The sequence below is a fragment of the Aminobacter sp. BE322 genome, assembly GCF_050433525.1.
GTDB lineage: Bacteria > Pseudomonadota > Alphaproteobacteria > Rhizobiales > Rhizobiaceae > Aminobacter.
In genome coordinates this window covers 255,558-273,493 of record NZ_JBNPXB010000005.1, presented here as the reverse complement: position 1 = coordinate 273,493, position 17,936 = coordinate 255,558, and the positions used below count along the sequence as shown (strand labels likewise).

Annotated in this window: 19 protein-coding genes and 2 pseudogenes; 12 read left to right on the top strand and 9 right to left on the bottom strand. The window is 65.6% G+C overall.

Annotated features, from left to right (window positions below; genetic code table 11):
* Nucleotides 1–2: 2 nt before the first annotated feature.
* Nucleotides 3–893 (bottom strand): sce7726 family protein, encoded by an 891-nt coding sequence (locus J2X50_RS10945; protein ID WP_429094719.1) that lies wholly within the window; start codon nt 891–893, stop codon nt 3–5.
* A 282-nt stretch (nt 894–1,175) separates the two neighbouring features.
* On the opposite strand from J2X50_RS10945, the gene J2X50_RS10940 reads away from it, so the two are divergent.
* The 4 genes from J2X50_RS10940 (at nt 1,176) to J2X50_RS10925 (ending at nt 5,154) form a co-directional block, all read left to right on the top strand.
* Complete coding sequence (locus J2X50_RS10940) at nt 1,176–2,930, top strand: sensor histidine kinase (RefSeq protein WP_429094718.1); 1,755 nt, start codon at nt 1,176–1,178, stop codon at nt 2,928–2,930.
* Nucleotides 2,931–2,933: 3 nt separating this feature from the next.
* Nucleotides 2,934–3,521 (top strand): response regulator transcription factor, encoded by a 588-nt coding sequence (locus J2X50_RS10935; protein WP_429094716.1) that lies wholly within the window; start codon nt 2,934–2,936, stop codon nt 3,519–3,521.
* Nucleotides 3,522–3,701: 180 nt separating this feature from the next.
* Entirely contained in the window at nt 3,702–4,190 is a 489-nt protein-coding gene (locus J2X50_RS10930) for a GlcG/HbpS family heme-binding protein (protein WP_429094715.1), read from the top strand.
* 259 nt (nt 4,191–4,449) lie between these two features.
* The gene (locus J2X50_RS10925; protein WP_429094713.1) at nt 4,450–5,154 is read left to right on the top strand and encodes a DUF1013 domain-containing protein; all 705 of its coding nucleotides are present in this window, start codon (nt 4,450–4,452) and stop codon (nt 5,152–5,154) included.
* Between the two features lie 127 nt (nt 5,155–5,281).
* Here the strand turns inward: J2X50_RS10925 and J2X50_RS10920 are convergent, their stop codons facing one another.
* Nucleotides 5,282–5,419, bottom strand: a complete 138-nt coding sequence (locus J2X50_RS10920) for a hypothetical protein (protein WP_429094711.1) — start codon at nt 5,417–5,419, stop codon at nt 5,282–5,284.
* Between the two features lie 174 nt (nt 5,420–5,593).
* Between J2X50_RS10920 and J2X50_RS10915 the strand changes: the two genes are divergently transcribed.
* Together J2X50_RS10915 and J2X50_RS10910 are read left to right on the top strand one after the other, a co-directional pair.
* Complete coding sequence (locus J2X50_RS10915) at nt 5,594–5,851, top strand: type II toxin-antitoxin system RelB/DinJ family antitoxin (RefSeq protein ID WP_429094710.1); 258 nt, start codon at nt 5,594–5,596, stop codon at nt 5,849–5,851.
* Nucleotides 5,851–6,119, top strand: a pseudogene (locus J2X50_RS10910) (type II toxin-antitoxin system YafQ family toxin). Before J2X50_RS10915 ends, J2X50_RS10910 begins: the two are co-directional and overlap by 1 nt.
* 10 nt (nt 6,120–6,129) lie before the next feature.
* On the opposite strand, the gene J2X50_RS10905 reads toward J2X50_RS10910, so the two are convergent.
* The 4 genes from J2X50_RS10905 to J2X50_RS10890 all read right to left on the bottom strand — a co-directional run bounded on the left by J2X50_RS10905 (nt 6,130) and on the right by J2X50_RS10890 (nt 8,206).
* A complete protein-coding gene (locus tag J2X50_RS10905; RefSeq protein ID WP_429094708.1) occupies nt 6,130–6,843 on the bottom strand; it encodes a helix-turn-helix transcriptional regulator in 714 nt (237 codons plus the stop codon).
* Nucleotides 6,844–6,958: 115 nt separating this feature from the next.
* Complete coding sequence (locus J2X50_RS10900; protein ID WP_429094706.1) at nt 6,959–7,366, bottom strand: hypothetical protein; 408 nt, start codon at nt 7,364–7,366, stop codon at nt 6,959–6,961.
* A gap of 70 nt (nt 7,367–7,436) precedes the next feature.
* Nucleotides 7,437–8,021 carry a DJ-1/PfpI family protein gene (locus J2X50_RS10895; RefSeq protein ID WP_429094704.1) on the bottom strand — a complete coding sequence of 195 codons (585 nt, stop codon included), beginning with the start codon at nt 8,019–8,021 and terminating at the stop codon, nt 7,437–7,439.
* Between the two features lie 14 nt (nt 8,022–8,035).
* A complete protein-coding gene (locus J2X50_RS10890; RefSeq protein ID WP_429094702.1) occupies nt 8,036–8,206 on the bottom strand; it encodes a hypothetical protein in 171 nt (56 codons plus the stop codon).
* Between the two features lie 208 nt (nt 8,207–8,414).
* Between J2X50_RS10890 and J2X50_RS10885 the strand changes: the two genes are divergently transcribed.
* Nucleotides 8,415–9,269 carry a DUF4747 family protein gene (locus tag J2X50_RS10885; protein ID WP_429094700.1) on the top strand — a complete coding sequence of 285 codons (855 nt, stop codon included), beginning with the start codon at nt 8,415–8,417 and terminating at the stop codon, nt 9,267–9,269.
* A gap of 569 nt (nt 9,270–9,838) precedes the next feature.
* Here the strand turns inward: J2X50_RS10885 and J2X50_RS10880 are convergent.
* Nucleotides 9,839–10,080, bottom strand: a pseudogene (locus J2X50_RS10880) (transposase); the annotation flags it as partial.
* A gap of 266 nt (nt 10,081–10,346) precedes the next feature.
* On the opposite strand from J2X50_RS10880, the gene J2X50_RS10875 reads away from it, so the two are divergent.
* Nucleotides 10,347–11,543 (top strand): phosphoglycerate kinase, encoded by a 1,197-nt coding sequence (locus J2X50_RS10875; RefSeq protein ID WP_429094698.1) that lies wholly within the window; start codon nt 10,347–10,349, stop codon nt 11,541–11,543.
* 292 nt (nt 11,544–11,835) lie between these two features.
* A complete protein-coding gene (locus tag J2X50_RS10870; protein ID WP_429094696.1) occupies nt 11,836–12,861 on the top strand; it encodes a class I fructose-bisphosphate aldolase in 1,026 nt (341 codons plus the stop codon).
* A 57-nt stretch (nt 12,862–12,918) separates the two neighbouring features.
* Here J2X50_RS10870 and J2X50_RS10865 read toward each other — a convergent pair whose 3' ends face one another.
* Nucleotides 12,919–13,443, bottom strand: a complete 525-nt coding sequence (locus tag J2X50_RS10865) for a hypothetical protein (RefSeq protein WP_429094694.1) — start codon at nt 13,441–13,443, stop codon at nt 12,919–12,921.
* 308 nt (nt 13,444–13,751) lie between these two features.
* Between J2X50_RS10865 and J2X50_RS10860 the strand changes: the two genes are divergently transcribed.
* Together J2X50_RS10860 and J2X50_RS10855 are read left to right on the top strand one after the other, a co-directional pair.
* A complete protein-coding gene (locus J2X50_RS10860; protein ID WP_429094693.1) occupies nt 13,752–14,447 on the top strand; it encodes a hypothetical protein in 696 nt (231 codons plus the stop codon).
* 358 nt (nt 14,448–14,805) lie between these two features.
* Complete coding sequence (locus J2X50_RS10855) at nt 14,806–15,621, top strand: FkbM family methyltransferase (protein ID WP_429094691.1); 816 nt, start codon at nt 14,806–14,808, stop codon at nt 15,619–15,621.
* Nucleotides 15,622–15,631: 10 nt separating this feature from the next.
* Here the strand turns inward: J2X50_RS10855 and J2X50_RS10850 are convergent, their stop codons facing one another.
* Complete coding sequence (locus J2X50_RS10850; RefSeq protein ID WP_429094689.1) at nt 15,632–15,790, bottom strand: hypothetical protein; 159 nt, start codon at nt 15,788–15,790, stop codon at nt 15,632–15,634.
* A gap of 227 nt (nt 15,791–16,017) precedes the next feature.
* Between J2X50_RS10850 and J2X50_RS10845 the strand changes: the two genes are divergently transcribed.
* Nucleotides 16,018–17,925 carry a propionyl-CoA synthetase gene (locus J2X50_RS10845; RefSeq protein WP_429094687.1) on the top strand — a complete coding sequence of 636 codons (1,908 nt, stop codon included), beginning with the start codon at nt 16,018–16,020 and terminating at the stop codon, nt 17,923–17,925.
* Nucleotides 17,926–17,936: the final 11 nt, after the last annotated feature.

Sequence of the window (17,936 nt, the reverse complement as noted above, 5' to 3'; positions counted from 1 at the left end):
GGTCAGCTCCAGGTCATGGCCGCGTGCAGCGGCGTCGCGACGGCGTCGACCAGTCGCGGATGGTCGGCGCGCCGGACCGACATTGACAGGGCGGCCGCTTGCAATGACTTCGGCAGACGGTCGATGAGTTCGCCGAGCGGTGCGAGATCGCGTGTCCGCTTGAGTGTCCGCACCATCTCGACATGCAGCGCAGCCGGGTCGAGCGCGGCGAACAAATCGCGCATCACGGCGTGCCGCTGCGTGTTCGGGACCTGCGGCACGGCCACGCCCATCGCCTTGAGGATCGCGGTAGCCTCGCCCGTGCGCAGCGATTCAAAGACGGTGACCGGGCAGATACGCGCCGGGCAGTCGATCGCGTCGCGCACCGTTTTGATCTGATAGCGCTTCGACAGGCACATTACGCCGACATCGTCCGGAACCGCGGCCAGCACGCCTTGGACATGGCCTTCGCTCGCGATCACGTTCACCTTCGCGAAGACGCGCTTGTAATTGTCAACCTGGTTGGCGAGCCGCGCGAGCGTATCTCGCTCGGACTTGATCTCATAGACGGTCGCCGTGCCATTCAGGATGACGAGGTCCGCCTTGCAGTTGCCAGCCCGGAATTCGTTCAGCATCGAGGCAGTGCGCAGCGAGTGCGTGCCCAACAGCACTTTGTGGCTGATCGCCGCGCGATAGATGTACTCGTCGCGGTGCCCTGCGACCTTTAGAATCTCGAACGCCGAGTCGAAGATGTCGCCGACAGTCGCGCTCGTGCCGGCGTGCTCAAGCAGATCGGTCTGCCCGAGCAGCCGACGGAACAAGCCGGATCGGCCATTCTTCGCCATTTCACGGAAAACGGTTGCGGAGAACAGCCGGGTCAAAGCAGACAGTTGCGCAGCGCTGTAGATCTTCATTCCCCCACTGGAACCACACATCGCAATCTTGCAGACACGAGGCCGTCTTAGCGCAAAATGCTCCGACATGGAATCGAGGTTTTGCCAAGTCGAGGTGAAAGGCTGGCGATAGCTCTAGTGGGGCGTTCTTGATTGCTCCGGGTCGCTAACCTCTATTTCCGCTTTGACGGATGGGCCTTGAAAGCGGACGGTCTGCTCATCGGCCCGAACCAGACGCTCCGTTTCCTTCTGCTTGGTGCTTGACTATGGTGGTCCAATGTTCCGGCCATTGTATTGACCCGCGTGACCTCACCCCTCTCCAATCCCCGCCTCCTCGGCCTCGCCCTCTGGCTTGCCGCCCTCGTCGCCTTCGTCGCCGTTTCCGTCGAGACGTCGCGGACGCGGATGGCGGACGAACTGGAGGTGACGGGGCGGACGTTGCATCGGCTGATTTCGCAACGGGTGGCGCAGCATGACGCGCATCTGACCAGCCTGATCGCGCTGTCGAGCGGGGCCGAGCCCGCGCCTCCCGGCGCGATCCGGCAGGTGATGGAGAGCATCACGCGCTTCTATCCGCGAATCGCCTGGCTGGCGCTGGTGTCGCTCGACCCGGTGGCCGGTTCGGGCGGCGCGGGGGCGGCCGGAACGCAAGGGGCGGCGAGCGGCGCCGGGGGCGGGGCGCAGGGATCGGCCGGCGGCGCTTCGCAGGCGGCAGGCATGCCGGGGCAGGCGGCGGCCGGGGGGAGCGGGGCATCCCGGCCGGCGGGCGTGGGCGGCGCGGACGGGGCGCAGGCCGAGGGTGACGGAGCCGGCGGGCCGGTGGTCGTGCGCGACGTGGTCGTGGTGCCGCCGGGCGGCGGCGTCGACCTTGCGCCGCTGGGAGAACAGATCGTGGCGCAGGTGCGCGGCAAGGCGAGCATCTATGCGGCGGGCGAGGGGCGCTACCTGCTCGCCAAGCGCGCCTCGGGGACCTCGCACCTGGCGGTGGTCCTGCTGATCGACGCGGCGCAGCTGCTGGTGCCCGAGGAGCGGCCGGCCTGGGCGCATCTCGAGCTCAGCCTCGACGGCGAGGTTCTGGTGGAGCAGCCGGCGGAGCCCGGCCTGGGGCTCGGGGTTTCGTGGCTGGCCGCGCCGCATTTCGAGAAGGTGATCGACGGCGAGGGGCAGCGGCTCCTGCTTTCGCTCGACCGGGCGCTGCCGCTGGCCGCGCTCGTGCCGCCGGAACGGTTCCTCGGCTTTGCCGCGGTGGCGGGGGTTTTGACGCTTGTGCTGATGTTCGCGCTCGGGCAGCGGGCGGCGGTGCGGCGCTCCGAGCTTGCGGCGCGCGAGGCCGAGGAGCGGCTGGCCGTGCAGGAGCGGGAGACGCGGCTCGCGCATGCCTCGCGCGTCAACGCCATGGGCGAGCTGGCCTCCGGCATCGCGCACGAGCTGACGCAGCCGCTGACCGCGCTGCTCAGCCGCAGCCAGGCGGCGCTCAGGCTGGCGCGGGCGGACAAGCCGGACATGGCGATGATCTCGGGGGCGCTCGACGTCAACGTGCGCGAGGCCAAGCGCGCCGGCGAGATGCTGAAGCGGATGCGCGACTATGCCTCCAACAAGGCGCCGGAGCGGGCGCGGCAGGACCTCAACGCCATCGTGGCCGAGGTGGTGGCGCTGACCCGCGCCGACCTCGAGCGGCGGCAGGTGACGCTGGTGCTGGAGCTCGGGCAGCCCGCGCCGCATGCGGTGGTCGACGCGATCGAGATGGAGCAGGTGCTGCACAATCTGATCCGCAACGCGGCGGAGGCCGTGGGCGCCGGCGGGACGGTGACGGTGGCGACCGGGGCGGCGGGGCGCGAGGCGAAGCTCGTGGTGAGCGACGACGGCCCGGGGATCGCGGCGGAGGTGCTGCCGAAGCTGTTTACGCCGTTCTTCACCACCAAGGCCGACGGCATGGGGCTGGGGTTGTCCTTGTGCGCGTCGCTGGTGGAGCGGGTGGACGGGCGCATCGAGGTGGAGAATGTCGCGCCACGCGGGGCGCGGTTCACGATTTCGCTGCCGCTGGCTGGGGAGAGGTAGGGCATGCACAGGGTCTATCTGGTCGACGACGACGAGGCGGTGCGCGAGGCGCTGGCGTTCCTGCTCTCGACCTACGGGATCGCGGCGGAGACGTTCGGCGACCCGGCGACGTTCCTGGCGCATGTGGATGAGAAAAAGCCGGGTGTGCTGGTGGTGGATCTGCGCATGCCGCTGGTGTCGGGGCAGCAGCTGCACCAGAAGCTCGGCGAGCGCGGCATCGACTGGCCGACGATCATGATCACCGGCCATGGCGACGTGGCCGCCTGCCGGCGCGCCTTCAAGGCCGGCATCCAGGATTTCCTCACCAAGCCGATCGACGGCGAGGTGCTGGTCGACGCGCTGCAGCAGGCATTTGCGAGCCTCGACGCGCGGCTGGAGAAGCGCGAGGCGCGGGTGCTGCTCGACAGGCTGACGGAGCGCGAGCGCGAGGTGCTCGACATGGTGGCGCGCGGCTGGGCGAGCAAGGAGATCGCCGCAGCACTCGAGGTCTCGGCCCGGACCATCGACGCGCACCGGGCCAAGATCGCCGAGAAGCTCGGCACCAGCTCGGTGGCCGAGCAGGTGCGGCTGGCGCTTTTGAGCGGGGCATGATCTTTTCCGAAATCTTGCGTTCACTGGCTGGGACCATGCCCGGACGGGGTTCGGATAGGTAATCCTACCTAGGCCGGGTGGTGGCATCGCGGATTCTGCCGCGGCGGCGATTTGGGTAGTTCTGATCCCGGACAAGCGAAACGCTTTCTCCCGAGACATCATCAGGACAGGAACCCAGTCATGATCAAGAGCATCCTCCTCGCAGCCGCCGCCACCGTCGCCGTCACCGGCGCGGCTTCCGCCCAGGTGCTGACCGAGAAGAACATTTCTTCCGGCCTCGCCGTCGAGATCGCGCAGCGCGCGGTGCAGGCCTGCGCGGCCGACAAGTACAACGTGACCGCCGCCGTGGTCGACCGCGCCGGCGTGCTGCGCGCGCTGGTCCGCGCCGACAATGCCGGCACGCACACGGTCTCGGCCGCCCAGGACAAGGCCTTCACCTCGGCCTCGTCGCGCACGCCGACCGGCAAGATGGCCGAGAACGTGCAGAAGAACCCCGGTGCGGCCGGCCTCGTCGACATCGACGGCTTCCTGGTGCTGGCCGGTGGTGTGCCGATCAAGGCCGGCGACGCGGTGATCGGCGCCATCGGCGTCGGCGGCGCGCCGGGCGGCAACTTCGACGAAGCCTGCGCGGTCAAGGCGATCGAGGCGGTCGCCGACCAGCTGAAGTAACGGCTTCGCCGGCAACGGTCCCGCCGGCGAAACTGTGCCCCGCATCCGGTTCCGCCGGATGCGGGGTTTTTGCGTTTGAGCGCGCTTGCGCAAGGGCGCGGGATGCCGGCGCAGGCGGCTTTGCGGGCATTTGGCAGCCTTGCCCAAAATCGTTGCGGAGCGGGGCGAATGCGTCTATATACGGGCCGAATTTCCCAACTTGGTGGTCTTTATCCACCGCCCGCGCGAGGGACGCGGGCGAACGAAGAGGATTTATCGCATGGCCAATACGCTGCTTATGCCCAAGGCAACCGCCGTCTGGCTGGTCGACAACACGGCGCTGTCGTTCGACCAGATCGCGCAGTTCTGCTCGCTGCACCCGCTCGAGGTGAAGGCGATCGCGGACGGCGAATCGGCGCAGGGCATCAAGGGCATGGACCCGGTCATCACCGGCCAGCTCAGCCGCGCCGAGATCGCCAAGGGCGAGGCCGACATCAACCATCGCCTGAAGCTGTCGGAGCCGAAGGTGCGGGTGCCCGAGACCAAGCGCAAGGGCCCGCGCTACACGCCGCTGTCCAAGCGCCAGGATCGCCCGAACGCCATCTACTGGCTGGTCAAGAACCATCCCGAGCTCAAGGACGCGCAGATCTCGCGCCTGGTCGGCACGACCAAGGCGACGATCGAGCAGATCCGCGAGCGCAAGCACTGGAACATCGCGCAGCTGACGCCGATGGACCCGGTGGCGCTCGGCCTGTGCTCGCAGATCGACCTCGACATCGAAGTGCAGCGCGCCTCGCGCGGCCGCGAAGCCCCGGCTCCCGTCGGCGATACGCTGCTGCCGGCCTCGCTCACCGAGCGGCTCACGCCCGAGGCCGCGGCACCGAAGGACGAGGAGAAGGAGCTCGACGCCAATGCCGTCTTCGCCAAGCTCTCGGCGCTCAAGTCGAAGAAGACCGACGACGAGGAAGACGAAGACAAGTTCTGAGCGGCGGATGCCGGTCGCAACGACAAAGGCCCCGCAGTGCGGGGCCTTTTTCGTTGGGAGGGGAGTAAGGGAGTAGGGGAGTAGGGGAGTAGGGTTGGCCTTCATCCTGCCCTACTGCCTTACTCCCCTACTCCCTTGGTGAAGCCACGAACCTCAGCGTGCCGGCGATGCGCGGGCCTCCCGCGTGGTCGGACGGGTGGTTGATGCCGTCCATGACCGGCACCGCGGCGAAGGCGCCGTCGATTTCCTTGATGTCCATGTTCATGGGTAGAATGTTTCGTTGCACAATGGGGCGAGCTTGATCGCCGGCCAATCGCTTCTCAAGCGTCAGACGGCGATTCTTGATGGACCTGATCGATCCAGCGCGGGACTTCCGGAGCGCAAGCCTTGCGGAAGCAAGTGTGCGTGGCTACATTGTAGCTACAATGGAGTTCAGTAAATGGCTACGGAAACGGTTGTTCGCGCTCGCATCGATGCAGCGACCAAGGAGCAGGCGACCGAGGCGCTTGCGGCCATGGGGCTGTCGGTGTCGAATGCAATTCGATTGTTGTTGATGCGTGTGGCCGCGGACAAGGAGTTTCCCTTTCCAGTGAAGGTGCCCAAGGCGACGACCCGCAAGGCGATGGCCGAACTCGAAGAGGGCAAGGGCAAGCGGCTGTCCTCGCCAGATGAGTTGTTCAAGGATCTTGGCATCTGATGTTGACGCCGGTCCGCTCCTCGCAGTTCCGGCGGGACGTCAAGCGGATCGAGAAGCGCGGCAAGGAAATGGCCAAGCTGCGCGACGTGCTGACACTTCTGCTGGAAGGCACAGAACTCCCCGACCGCTATCGGGATCATCCGCTCAAAGGCGACTGGAAGGTCGGGATGCGCACATCGAGCCCGACTGGCTGCTGATCTACCGCATCCTCGGCGAAGAGCTGCAGCTGGCGCGCACCGGTTCCCATGCCGACCTGTTCCAGGAATGAGCAAGAGTTCTCATCCGCGCGAGCTGCGGTCGGTCCCAAAAGTCTCGCTGCGCTCGACGCTGCGGTAGTAGTCGACCAAAAGCTTGCCGCGCTCGGGCTTGAAGCTGCGGCCGGCCGCGGTGACGGCGGAGATGCGGTCGATGCGGAAGGCGCGGAAATCGTCGCGCATCTCGCACCAGGCGATCAGGGTCCAGACCTTGCCCCAGAACCACAGGCCGAGCGGCCGGATGTCGCGGGCAGAGCCGCGGCCGGCCTCGTCGTTGTAGTCGAGGCGCAGCACCTGGCGCTTCTCGACGGCGCGCTCGATCAAGTCGATCGCCTCGCGGTCGGCGTCCGAGACCACCCACATCGGGGTGTGGATCTCGGTGCGGGCGATGCGGTCCCGTTCGCTGTCCGGCAGGACGGCGCCGATCTTGACCAGCGCCTCGTCGGCGGCCCGGGCCATGGCGGCGCCGCCGAAGGCGCGGACCATGCGGGCGCCGGCAACAAGGGCAACGATTTCGTCACGGGTGAACATCAGCGGCGGAAGGTCGAAACCCTCCCGCATGATATAGCCCACGCCGGCCTCGCCATCGATCGGCACGCCCGTCGACTGCAGGTCGGCGATGTCGCGATAGATCGTGCGCTCGGACACCTCGAGCCAGGCACCCAGCTTCTGCGCGGTGACCAGCCGGCCGCCGCGAAGATGCTGCACGATCTGGAAAAGCCTGTCGGCTCGTCTCATGCAAATCCCTCGAAATCCGGGACGTCGCGCGCTTTGGATCGCGTCGCAATGACGTCCGAGGTCATTTTCCACCGCATCGTGGTTCCGACGGTCGGCAGCGACCGCGGGCGATGCGTTATTCCGGCAGGCCCTCGCGCCGGCGCTGGGCGGCGCCGAAAGCCTGGCCAAAAGAAAGTCTGCCCGTCGTGGGCGTGGTCTTGTCGAGCACCCGCCAGAAAGGCGTGATGTCAGGCAAGCCCGCACCGCGCTCGACGTCTTCATTGGCGGCTTCCGCCACCGTCCTCAGGTGGTAGCCGACGGTCACCGGACAGGTGACCTCGGCACCGTGCCGTCGGGCCAGCTCCCGCCGCAGGGTCCGCACATCGAGATGCACGCCTTGCGGAATGGTGCGGATGAAGTCGTCGACCTGTCGTGCGGTGGGCACCAGCATGCTTTGCCCCTCGACGACATCGGAAAAGCTGCGCGGCGACGGCTTGATGCCGTTGATGCCAGGCGTGTTCAGCCTTTCGGTCCAGCTCTTCATCCCATTCCTCCGACGGGCATGGCGAGACATTGCAAGTGTATCATCGCACAGCCCTCCTGACAGCATAGTGTCAGGAGGGTGCGGAAAACTCGCGCGCGAACATCGCCCGCATCTGGCCGAATTGTTCTTTGTTTTCCGGCAGTAACGCCTCGAGTACGGCGATCGCGAAGGTGCCCGGGGCCGAGCCCGGGGCGGAGACGATCCTGCCATCGGCGACCGCATGCGGCACGTCCCGGTAGCCCGCGGCGCCGGCATAGCCGGGCTCGTGGCCGAGGATCCAGTCGCGGCCGTTGGAGGTGTGGGAGACACCTTCGAACAGGCCTGCGCGCGCCAGCGCCAGCGTGCCGCCGCAGATGCCGGCGACCACGCCGCCGCGTTCCGCCACCGCGCGAAGCAGCGGCGCAACATCCGGCGCATCCTCGGCCGCCCAGCCGTCGGAACCGATGACGGCGATGGCGTCGAGATCGCCGTTATAGGCAGGATCGGCGCCGCGGTCGGCGACGAGCCTGACGCCGCCGATGGAAGTCAGCGGCGAAACATGCGGCGAAAGCGACACCGTGCGCAGCCCGAACCACTCAACCGCCGAGGCCGCCAGCAGGCCAAACTCCCAGTCGGCATAGCCTTCGATGAACAGCAGCCCGATGGTCCTTGTCATCGGATTTCCTTCCCTCAGTTACCGTTGCCGCGCCGGCCGAAACGGTCGGGCCAGCCGATGTCCTTGCGGAGGTCCTCGGGAAGCGAGTTCATGAAGCGCTCCGTGCGAATCTCATTGTGGATGGTCCTGATCTTGCCCGCATAGTGCCTGACCGCGCGGAAGATGTCGGGTGTGAACGTGCTCATGGCTATCCTCCTTGTCTCTTACCGGAGGACTATCTCACAGCGCTCCTGACAGCAGTCTGTCAGGAGAGGGCAGCTATCCGTTCTGCCTTTGTTTTCACGGCTTCACCGCGATGTATCCCCTTGAAACATGTAGGGCCGATAAGGTGATTTAGATTCGCAAGCTTCAAAGATTCGTGCTGATATGGCGCGTTCTGTTTGGAGGGGGCGAATGGCAGAGCGGAACAAGGTTATCCAATATTGTATGCTCAACGTTGCGGCCAGCCCGCATCCCGAGGGCGTGTATTTCGGACTATTCGGGCGGGCTGCGAGCCGGCAGGTAGTGTTTTTTGGTTCCGATATTGCAACGATTTCGAAACCTGAGCGTGTACGCGACGGCTTTTTTCGCGGGCGCATTGTTTGCTGGACCCCAATCAACAAGGACGAGCCGGCCGTCCTAACTGACGTGCTTGAAGAGATCGATTTCGACGATCTGAATATAAACATTCCTGACAATGTTGGCTTCAACGGAAGAGCGTTCCTATATATCTTCCGGGAAGCCGATCATACGTTGTTCGTCGAAATCGAGAACGACCACGGCAAGCGACTGTCGCCACAGCGTGCGCGGCGAATCTTCGGGCTTCTTTTTGAAGACGGTGATCCTGATGCCCCGCTGGTAGAGGTCACGGTAATTCCTGACGAAGACGCGCTGCGGCGCATTTTTGCCATTCCGAAGCTGAAGAAGCTTCGAATTCATATCGTCAGGCCAAACGCGGACGATGGCGACATAAGCAGAATCATGGGCCGTCTGGTGGCGCAGAAGGCCAAAGCTCAAGACTTTGAGTTATTTGCCGCCCCTGGTCCGGACGGTCTTGAGCTGGATCAAGAGACGAAGACAGAGGCAGAGGTTGCCGAGCACAACGGATTTGTTGAAGGTGCAGGGCAAGAAGATGATGGCACAAGTGTCAAACTCAGCACCCGCGAATATCCTCGCATCATCCGGCGCATCGTCGGGCAGTTCGGGTCAACTTTTGACGAGGCAATGGCTATTGCGGTTGAAACGCTTGCTCGCGCACCCCGCGATTGAGACGTTTCGCTTTTACTGGAAGGTATATGGCGGCCTGCCGGCTCTGTTGCGGTCCCCTTACATCTATCTCGCGGCGATTTTCACGGCCATTTGCTGGCCACTCTGGTCTTCGCCAGCGGCCATTGGCTCAACTTGGCCGCAGATTGCGATAGACGTGATCCCAAGCATGCTTGGCTTTTCCATGGGCGGCATGGCGATCGTTTTGGCATTCTCAACCGCAAAGATATTCAGGATTCTTGCGGAAGACGGAGCCGATGACTCTTTCTTTATCCAGATGATGGGAGCGTTCTTCCATTTTATCCTTGTGCAGTCTGCGGCAATCCTAGTCGCGACGGCTATCAAGGCGTATCCTGTCATATGGCTGTCAGGGATCGGATTTTGGCTTTTTAGCTATGCAGTCCTTGTTGGGGTGGCTACAGCCGGACAGCTTCTTTCCACCGGCAAAGTCATAAACTTTGCCGAGTCGATAAAGCGGCGTCCTGCTCAAGAAACGCAGAACAAAGAGGTAGTGGCGGCGATAAATCAGATGGCAGAACGCTTTGATCGATTGCTCGAAGCGATGGTCGAGAGTCCGCCTTTGGACGTGGGAACGCTTGCAACAAGAGGTCAAGCATCAGATACGGATGCCTCCGAAGGTTCTGGCGGAACTCGAATTCCCAAAGGTAGGTCTGAAGCCACTTCTTCGACACCGAAACGTAAGTCCGCACATAGAGCGCTTAACGTGCGACCAAAATGATTCGATGTTGTTGGTGTGAACCTCGCCTGAAACGTACTGCTTCTCGCTGTGATTGACGGTGCCGTGGCGATAGCCGTTCTCGGCAGCTTCGCGGAAGGCTCCCCCTCGTGGGGAGGGGTTGGGGGTGGGGGTACTTGTCACCCTCCAGAACTCTGAACACCCCCACCCTTTGTCCCTCCCCACAAGGGGGAGGGAGGGCATCGACGCCGCGCCTTTCGGGCACCCAACCGCACTATTTTCCAGCCACGCCCCCGCGCAAACCTTGCATCCGCGGCGTCGGTGGGTATGGTCCCGGCGAAATTTCCGCGCATCCCCCCGCAGCCCAGGAGGAAGGGAACCCCATGGCCGGCTTCAAGACACTCGACACCATCGGCAACGTCAGCGGCAAGCGGGTTCTGGTCCGCGTCGACCTCAACGTGCCGGTCGCCGACGGCAAGGTGACGGACGCGACCCGCATCGAGCGCGTGGCGCCGACCATCACCGAACTTTCCGACAAGGGCGCCAAGGTGATCCTGCTCGCGCATTTCGGCCGCCCGAAGGAGGGCCCGGACCCGGCCCTGTCGCTGGCGCCCATCGCCGCCGCCACCGCCGAGGTGATCGGCCGGCCCGTGGCCTTCGCCGCCGACTGCATCGGCGACAAGGCCGAGGCCGCAGTCGGCGCCATGAAGGACGGCGACATCCTGCTGCTCGAAAACACCCGCTTCTACAAGGGCGAGGAGAAGAACGACCCGGCCTTCGTCGAGAAGCTCGCCGCCAATGGCGACATCTTCGTCAACGACGCCTTTTCGGCCGCCCACCGCGCGCATGCCTCGACCGAAGGCCTTGCCCACAAGCTGCCGGCCTATGCCGGGCGCACCATGCAGGCCGAGCTCGAGGCGCTGGAGAAGGGCCTCGGCAACCCGGTCAAGCCGGTGGTCGCCATCGTCGGCGGCGCCAAGGTCTCGACCAAGATCGACCTGCTGATGAACCTGGTGAAGAAGGTCGACGCACTGGTGATCGGCGGCGGCATGGCCAACACCTTCCTCGCCGCGCGCGGCACCAATGTCGGCAAGTCGCTCGCCGAACATGAACTTGCCGCCACGGCCAAGCAGATCATGATCGAGGCGGCGCAGGCCGGCTGCGCCATCGTGCTGCCGTCGGACGGCGTCGTCGCCCGCGAGTTCAAGGCGGGTGCGGCCAACGAGACGGTGGCGATCGACGCGGTGCCGGCGGACGGCATGATCCTCGACGTCGGCGCCAAGACGGTCGCCTCGGTCAACGACTGGATCGACCGTGCCGCGACGCTGGTCTGGAACGGCCCGCTCGGCGCCTTCGAGATCGAGCCCTTCGACAGGGCGACGGTGGCAGCGGCCAGGCACGCGGCGGCCCGCACCAAGGCCGGCAAGCTCGTCTCGGTCGCCGGCGGCGGCGACACGGTGGCGGCACTCAACCATGCCGGCGTGGCCGACGACTTCACCTACGTCTCCACCGCAGGCGGTGCCTTCCTCGAATGGATGGAAGGCAAGGAACTGCCGGGCGTGGAAGTGCTCAAGGCCTGAGCCGCGGCACGCCTTCCCTCGAGGGCCCGTCTCCAGCGCGCCGCGCCTCCCATCGGGGACGCGCGGCGTTCTAACATGTTGATTCTGCGTCCTCAGCCGTCTTGGCGGACTGCGTTCCGGGCCCGTCGCCACGGTTGTGGCACCGCCGATAACCTATGGCGCGCGGCCCGCCTCATTCGTGATCTCGGCTAAACCGATTGAAAAAATTTCAATCGGTTTTAGGCTTCCCGCCGGCATTCCGTTCGGGAAAACCATCTGCTATGCGCCCCGTCATCATTCAGGAGGTACTTGTATGAGCGAACGTCTCGAGGACATCGCCGTCGCCATGGTGGCGAACGGCAAGGGAATTCTGGCTGCGGACGAAAGCTCCGGCACCATCAAGAAGCGTTTCGACGTCATCGGCGTCGAGTCGACGGCCGACAGCCGCCGCGACTATCGCGAGATGATGTTCCGCACCAAGGAGGCGATGACCAAGTACATCTCCGGCGTCATCCTCTACGACGAGACCATTCGCCAGAAGGCCGCCGACGGCACCCCGCTGGTCGAGCTCATCAAGGCCGCCGGCGCCATCCCCGGCATCAAGGTCGACGCCGGCGCCAAGGCGATCGTCAACTTCCCCGGCGACACCATCACCGAAGGCCTCGACGGCCTGCGCGAGCGCCTGGCCGAGTACTACAAGCTCGGCGCCCGCTTCGCCAAATGGCGCGCGGTGATCGACATCGACACCGGCAAGAGCGTGCCGTCGGCCTACTCGATCTCGGCCAACACCCAGGCGCTCGCCCGCTATGCGGCGCTGTGCCAGGAAGCCGGCATCGTGCCGATCGTCGAGCCGGAAGTGCTGATGGACGGCGCCCACGACATCGACACCTGCTACGACGTCACCAAGGCGACGCTGGTGAAGCTCTATGACGAGCTCTACGCCGCGCGGGTGAAGCTCGAGGGCACGATCCTGAAGCCGAACATGGTCATCTCGGGCAAGAAGGCCGGCAGGCAGGCCGGCGCCGAGGAGATCGCCGAAAAGACCATCAGGCTGTTCCGCGAGACGGTTCCGGCGGCCGTGCCGGGCATCGCCTTCCTGTCGGGCGGCCAGTCCGACGAGGAGGCCACCGCCAACCTCAACGCCATCAACGCCATCGGCCCGCATCCGTGGAAGCTGACCTTCTCCTACGGCCGCGCGCTGCAGGCAGCCCCGCAGAAGGCATGGTCGGGCAAGGCCGAGAACATCGGCGCCGGCCAGGCCGCCTTCACCCACCGCGCCCACATGAACCACCTGGCCGCGCTCGGCCAGTGGAAGTCGGCGCTGGAGAAGGCGGCGTAAGCCACGCCTTCAGGCAAGAAATGCGAAAGGCCCCGGAGCGATCCGGGGCTTTTTTGCTTACGGGTCTTGTCCGACCGATGGGTCGAACGCCCCCTCATCCGGCCGCTTCGCGGCCACCTTCTCCGCGTCGGGGAGAAGAGCGGGGATTGCCGGCGCGGCCGCCTCATTGCGCCAGAACAGCAGATAGGCCGTCGCCAGCGCGGCCGCATATTGCGCCGCCACCGCGAGCTGCTGCGCCAGCGAGGGCGTCCAGATCTTGCCGAGCGTCATCGCCCCGAGCACGCCGGCGAACATCCAGAACACCGGGCGCTGCTGGTAGGCGTCGAGCGTCAGGTCGCAGACCAGCCTGGCCGAACAGATGCCGGCCGCGGCGCCGAGCAGGGCGGCCACGACGCGCACGACATTGGGCCGGGTGCCCCACAAAAGCAGCGCGACCGCATCGGGAAAGGCGTCCGCGCCGATCATGACCATGCTGACGACCAGGTAGTGGACGAGCGTATAGGTCACCAGCGCCACGACCATGGCGGCCGCCGTCTGCGCCCCCGGGGGGATCTTGACCTCGCCGTCCACTTCCATCGTCATCGTCGATCCGGGATATTTCCAAGCAGTTTGGGTGGCCGGCTTCCGCCGGGGCGCGAGGCCTCCGCCACCCGCCATGGCGTTCGTCGCCTTCACGCAGCACCAAAGCACCGGGCGCGCCAGCTGCCAAGCGCCTCTTGCGGTCGACCCCCAGCCTTCGCACTGCCGCCGTCGCAATCCGGGACCGCGGCGCCGATGCCGAACCGGCGATCCGGGCTTGAGATCGCATGTACAGCCTGCTATGGTTGCATTAAATAAAATGATACTACTTTTGATTGAGGGCAGATTATCGAGATCGGCGGGGGGCGGCAATGACGACGAGACTGAATGCTTTCGCCTATGGCGCGTTCGGCGGGACGCTGCCCACCATCGCCAACATGGCGAGCACCTATGTGGCGGCCCCAGCCACCAACCTGCCGGAAATCGGGCTCTATCTCGGCGTGCTGCTGTGGGCCATCGTCGGCGGTGGCGTGGCGCTGACCAATACCGGCTACGAGGCGAGGCAGGCGATCTTTGCCGGGGTCGCCGCGCCGGCCATCCTGGTGAACATCGTCGCGGGCGCGACGGGCAAGCAGGTGGAGGGTGCCAGCCTGGAGCTGTTTTCCCCGGCCTACGCCCAGACGCCCGACGGCGCCAATATCCTGCTCGATGCCCTGTCCGCGCCGAAGGTGGTCGTGTTGCCGACCGTCAAGGGCGGCATCCCCAACAGCGTTTCGCTGGCGGTTTCGGCCGAAGTAACGAAAGACGGCCAGACCGAGATCGTCGACATCGGCGCGATCAAGGACCTCGGCTCGGAGACGACGCTCGTGGTGCCGCCCGGGACATCCCAGGTACTCATCGACGGGAAACCGGTGTCGACGACCGGCGAACTGACGACGATCGACCTTTCGGTGACCACGGCCCCGTCCGCCGGCGGCGACTTGCTCTGGGCTCTAGGCGCGCCGCGACGCTTCTCGATCCAGCAGCTCGACGTGTCGCAGGGCATGCCCGGCGACGCCATCAGGTGACGGGTCTTGCACCTGCGAGGTGTCCTGGCGACTGTGCCGTTCCGGCACAGTCCAGGCTGGCATGTTCCGTGCACGGTAGGATTTGCCGGTCACCGCCGGTCCTGATTTGTCTCAAGATCAGGGATGGGCTCGCCGGAGTTGGGACGGGGTTTGGCTCCGGCGGGCTCCATCATCACAGGCACCGACGCGCCATCGCCAAGGCGTGCAAGATCGGCTCCAACCGGTCGAACGGGCCCCGATCACGGGGCCTGCCGCATCCAGAATTCAACCCTCCGGACCGTCACCACCGTCGAAATTGGTAGCCGCGTGTGCCACGCAGCAGATTGAAGGGCATGTTTTCCGGCACATAGGGTGTGCCATGACGATCGGCAGCATGCTCATCAAGGGACATCAGATCGACGGTCTCGTCCGCGCCATCGGCCTGAGGAAATCCGCGTCGGTGCTGCTGCGCCGTGCACTGCGCCTGGCGTCACCGGTCCAGGCCTTCTGCCAGGACCACCTGCTCAGCATCAGGCCGCTGGACAGCGACCTGTTCGTCGTCTCGCAGATTTTCGGCAACCAGGAATACGAGATCGGCGGCGGGGGCAGGGAGGCGCTCAACAGGCTCGCGAGACTGTGGCGGCAAGGCGGATCGACGCCGGTCATCGTCGATGCGGGGGCGAATGTCGGCTACTCGACGATCTATCTTCGCGATCGCTATCCGGAGGCCGTCGTCGTGGCGGTCGAGCCCGATCCCCAGGCCTACGAAATGCTGATCTCGAACTGTGCCGGACTGGACCGCATCGTGCCCTTCCATGGCGCGCTTTGGGATCACGACGGCGAAGTCGCGCTCCGCATGAACGACGGTCCGTCCTGGTCGAGAGGCGTATCGGACGGAGGGGGCGTGTCTTCGATCACGCTTCGCAGCCTGCTTGCCAGGATACCGCGAGCGCGACTGCTGATGCTGAAGATGGACATCGAAGGGGCCGAACTCGAGGCGACGCGCAACTGCGGCGAGCTGCTTTGCGACACGCCCTGCATCGTCATCGAGCCGCACGACTTCATGATGCCGGGTCGGGGCTGCCTGAGCCATGTCTTCGCATCGCTGGCCGGCAGGAAGATCGACAGCCTGATGAACGGCGAGAACCTGATACTGATAGAGTCGGATCTGCTGGCGTCGGCAAGCGCGTCGTAGCGTCGACCTCCTAGCCATGCCCCAGAAGTGCGGTGGCGGAGATCGCCGCGAGCGCCAGTAGCGCCAGTTTCCAGAAATCGCGGCGCTGCCTGAGGCCCGGCAGGCCGAGCGGCTTGATGAGCTGGATCGCCATGATGGCGAGGATGATGAGCGACAGCGCCTTCGACATATCCGCCTTTGAGCAATTCGGCGCGCGCCTGTCAAAGCATGGCGCGGCATCTGATATTGTGCGCTACGGTTTTGGAACAGCGGCCGTGCACGGAAGCGCGTCGGAATCCGCGCCGAAACGGGCCCTGCGGCCCTGCCGTTCAACCAAGGTCAAATGGACGTCCCGAGAGCGAAGACGGTAGAAATTCAGCCAACAAAAAAGCCCGCAGGGAGTGGGAAGGAGACGCCATGTCATCTCGCTATCACGAGGTCTATGACGGTTGGGTTCGGGACCCGGAGGGCTTCTGGGCCGAGGCGGCGCGCGATATCGACTGGTTCAAGCCCTGGGACAAGGTATTCGACGCCGATGGCGGCGTCTACGGCCGCTGGTTTGCCGGCGCCGAATGCAACACCTGCCACAACGCGCTCGACCGCCACGTCGCTGCCGGCCGCGCCGACCAGGTGGCGCTGATCCACGACAGCCCGATCACCGGCACGCAGAAAAAGTTCACCTACGCGGAGCTGCTCGCCAAGGTGAACGCGCTGGCAGCCGTGCTGCGCGACCAGGGCGTCGAAAAAGGCGACCGCGTCATCATCTACATGCCGATGGTTGCGGAAGCCGCCTTCGCCATGCTCGCCTGCGCGCGGCTCGGCGCGGTCCATTCCGTCGTGTTCGGCGGCTTCGCCGCCAAGGAACTGGCCACCCGCATCGACGACGCCACGCCGAAATACATCATCTCCGCCTCCTGCGGCATCGAGCCGGGCCGCGTCGTGGCCTACAAGCCGCTGCTGGATGCTGCGATCGAGCTCTCCGGCCACAAGCCCGACGGCTGCCTGATCCTGCAGCGGCCGCAACTGGCATGCGACCTCATCGCCGGCCGCGACGTCGACTATGCCGAGGCCGTGGGGGCGGCACATGCCGCCGGCCGCACCGTCGCGTGCGTGCCGGTGGCCGCCACCGACCCGCTCTACGTGCTCTACACCTCGGGCACCACCGGCCAGCCCAAGGGCGTGGTGCGCGACAATGGCGGCCACATGGTCGCGATCAAATGGTCGATGCATAACGAGTTCGGCGTCAAGCCGGGCGAAGTCTTCTGGGCCGCCTCCGACGTCGGCTGGGTCGTCGGCCATTCCTACATCGTCTACGCGCCGCTGCTGCACGGCTGCACCACGGTCCTCTTCGAGGGCAAGCCGGTCGGCACGCCCGATGCCGGGACATTCTGGCGTGTCATTTCGGAACATGGCGTCGTCGCCCTGTTCACGGCCCCCACCGCGTTCCGCGCCATCAAGAAGGAGGACCCGCAGGGTCTCTTCGTCCCGCAATACGATCTCGCGAGGTTCCGCACGCTGTTCCTCGCCGGCGAGCGCGCCGACCCCGAGACGATCAAATGGGCCGAGCAGAAGCTCAAGGTGCCGGTCATCGACCACTGGTGGCAGACCGAGACGGGCCACCCCATCTCGCAGAACCCGGCCGGGCTCGGCCTGCTGCCGGTCAAATACGGTTCGCCCTGCGTGCCGATGCCGGGCTACGACGTGCGCGTGCTCGACGATGCCGGCCATGAGCTCGAGCGCGGCACGCTCGGCAACGTGGTGGTGAAGCTGCCGCTGCCGCCCGGCTGCCTGCCGACCCTGTGGAACGCCGACGAGCGCTTCTTCAATGCCTATCTCGCGGAGTTTCCCGGCTACTACAAGACGGCGGATGCCGGCTACGTCGACGACGACGGCTATCTGTTCATCATGGCCCGCACCGACGACATCATCAACGTCGCCGGCCACCGCCTGTCGACCGGCGGCATGGAGGAGGTGGTGGCCGAGCACCCCGACGTCGCCGAATGCGCCGTCATCGGCATCGCCGACGCCATGAAGGGGCAGGTGCCCTGCGGCTTCATCGTGCTGAACTCGGGCGTCGCCCGCGACACCACGCTGATCGAGAAGGAGGTCGTCGGCCTGGTGCGCGACCGCATCGGCCCGGTCGCCGCCTTCAAGATGGTGGTCACCATCAAGCGCCTGCCCAAGACGCGGTCGGGCAAGATCCTGCGCGGTACGATGCAGAAGATCGCCGACCGCGAGGCGTGGAAGATGCCGGCGACCATCGACGACCCGGCCATCCTCGACGAGATCACCGAGGCGCTCAAGGCGAGGGGGATCGGGGTCTAGCGCCCTCGTGG

What these genes read in the sequence shown, in the direction of transcription:
- J2X50_RS10870 (WP_429094696.1), top strand. Translation starts at nt 11,836, where the DNA reads ATGAGCGAACGTCTCGAGGACATCGCCGTCGCCATGGTGGCGAACGGC.
- J2X50_RS10895 (WP_429094704.1), bottom strand. Translation starts at nt 8,021, where the DNA reads ATGACAAGGACCATCGGGCTGCTGTTCATCGAAGGCTATGCCGACTGG.
- J2X50_RS10890 (WP_429094702.1), bottom strand. Translation starts at nt 8,206, where the DNA reads ATGAGCACGTTCACACCCGACATCTTCCGCGCGGTCAGGCACTATGCG.
- J2X50_RS10865 (WP_429094694.1), bottom strand. Translation starts at nt 13,443, where the DNA reads ATGACGATGGAAGTGGACGGCGAGGTCAAGATCCCCCCGGGGGCGCAG.
- J2X50_RS10875 (WP_429094698.1), top strand. Translation starts at nt 10,347, where the DNA reads ATGGCCGGCTTCAAGACACTCGACACCATCGGCAACGTCAGCGGCAAG.
- J2X50_RS10855 (WP_429094691.1), top strand. Translation starts at nt 14,806, where the DNA reads ATGACGATCGGCAGCATGCTCATCAAGGGACATCAGATCGACGGTCTC.
- J2X50_RS10925 (WP_429094713.1), top strand. Translation starts at nt 4,450, where the DNA reads ATGGCCAATACGCTGCTTATGCCCAAGGCAACCGCCGTCTGGCTGGTC.
- J2X50_RS10860 (WP_429094693.1), top strand. Translation starts at nt 13,752, where the DNA reads ATGACGACGAGACTGAATGCTTTCGCCTATGGCGCGTTCGGCGGGACG.
- J2X50_RS10915 (WP_429094710.1), top strand. Translation starts at nt 5,594, where the DNA reads ATGGCTACGGAAACGGTTGTTCGCGCTCGCATCGATGCAGCGACCAAG.
- J2X50_RS10945 (WP_429094719.1), bottom strand. Translation starts at nt 893, where the DNA reads ATGAAGATCTACAGCGCTGCGCAACTGTCTGCTTTGACCCGGCTGTTC.
- J2X50_RS10935 (WP_429094716.1), top strand. Translation starts at nt 2,934, where the DNA reads ATGCACAGGGTCTATCTGGTCGACGACGACGAGGCGGTGCGCGAGGCG.
- J2X50_RS10845 (WP_429094687.1), top strand. Translation starts at nt 16,018, where the DNA reads ATGTCATCTCGCTATCACGAGGTCTATGACGGTTGGGTTCGGGACCCG.
- J2X50_RS10900 (WP_429094706.1), bottom strand. Translation starts at nt 7,366, where the DNA reads ATGAAGAGCTGGACCGAAAGGCTGAACACGCCTGGCATCAACGGCATC.
- J2X50_RS10920 (WP_429094711.1), bottom strand. Translation starts at nt 5,419, where the DNA reads ATGAACATGGACATCAAGGAAATCGACGGCGCCTTCGCCGCGGTGCCG.
- J2X50_RS10850 (WP_429094689.1), bottom strand. Translation starts at nt 15,790, where the DNA reads ATGTCGAAGGCGCTGTCGCTCATCATCCTCGCCATCATGGCGATCCAG.
- J2X50_RS10905 (WP_429094708.1), bottom strand. Translation starts at nt 6,843, where the DNA reads ATGAGACGAGCCGACAGGCTTTTCCAGATCGTGCAGCATCTTCGCGGC.
- J2X50_RS10930 (WP_429094715.1), top strand. Translation starts at nt 3,702, where the DNA reads ATGATCAAGAGCATCCTCCTCGCAGCCGCCGCCACCGTCGCCGTCACC.
- J2X50_RS10885 (WP_429094700.1), top strand. Translation starts at nt 8,415, where the DNA reads ATGGCAGAGCGGAACAAGGTTATCCAATATTGTATGCTCAACGTTGCG.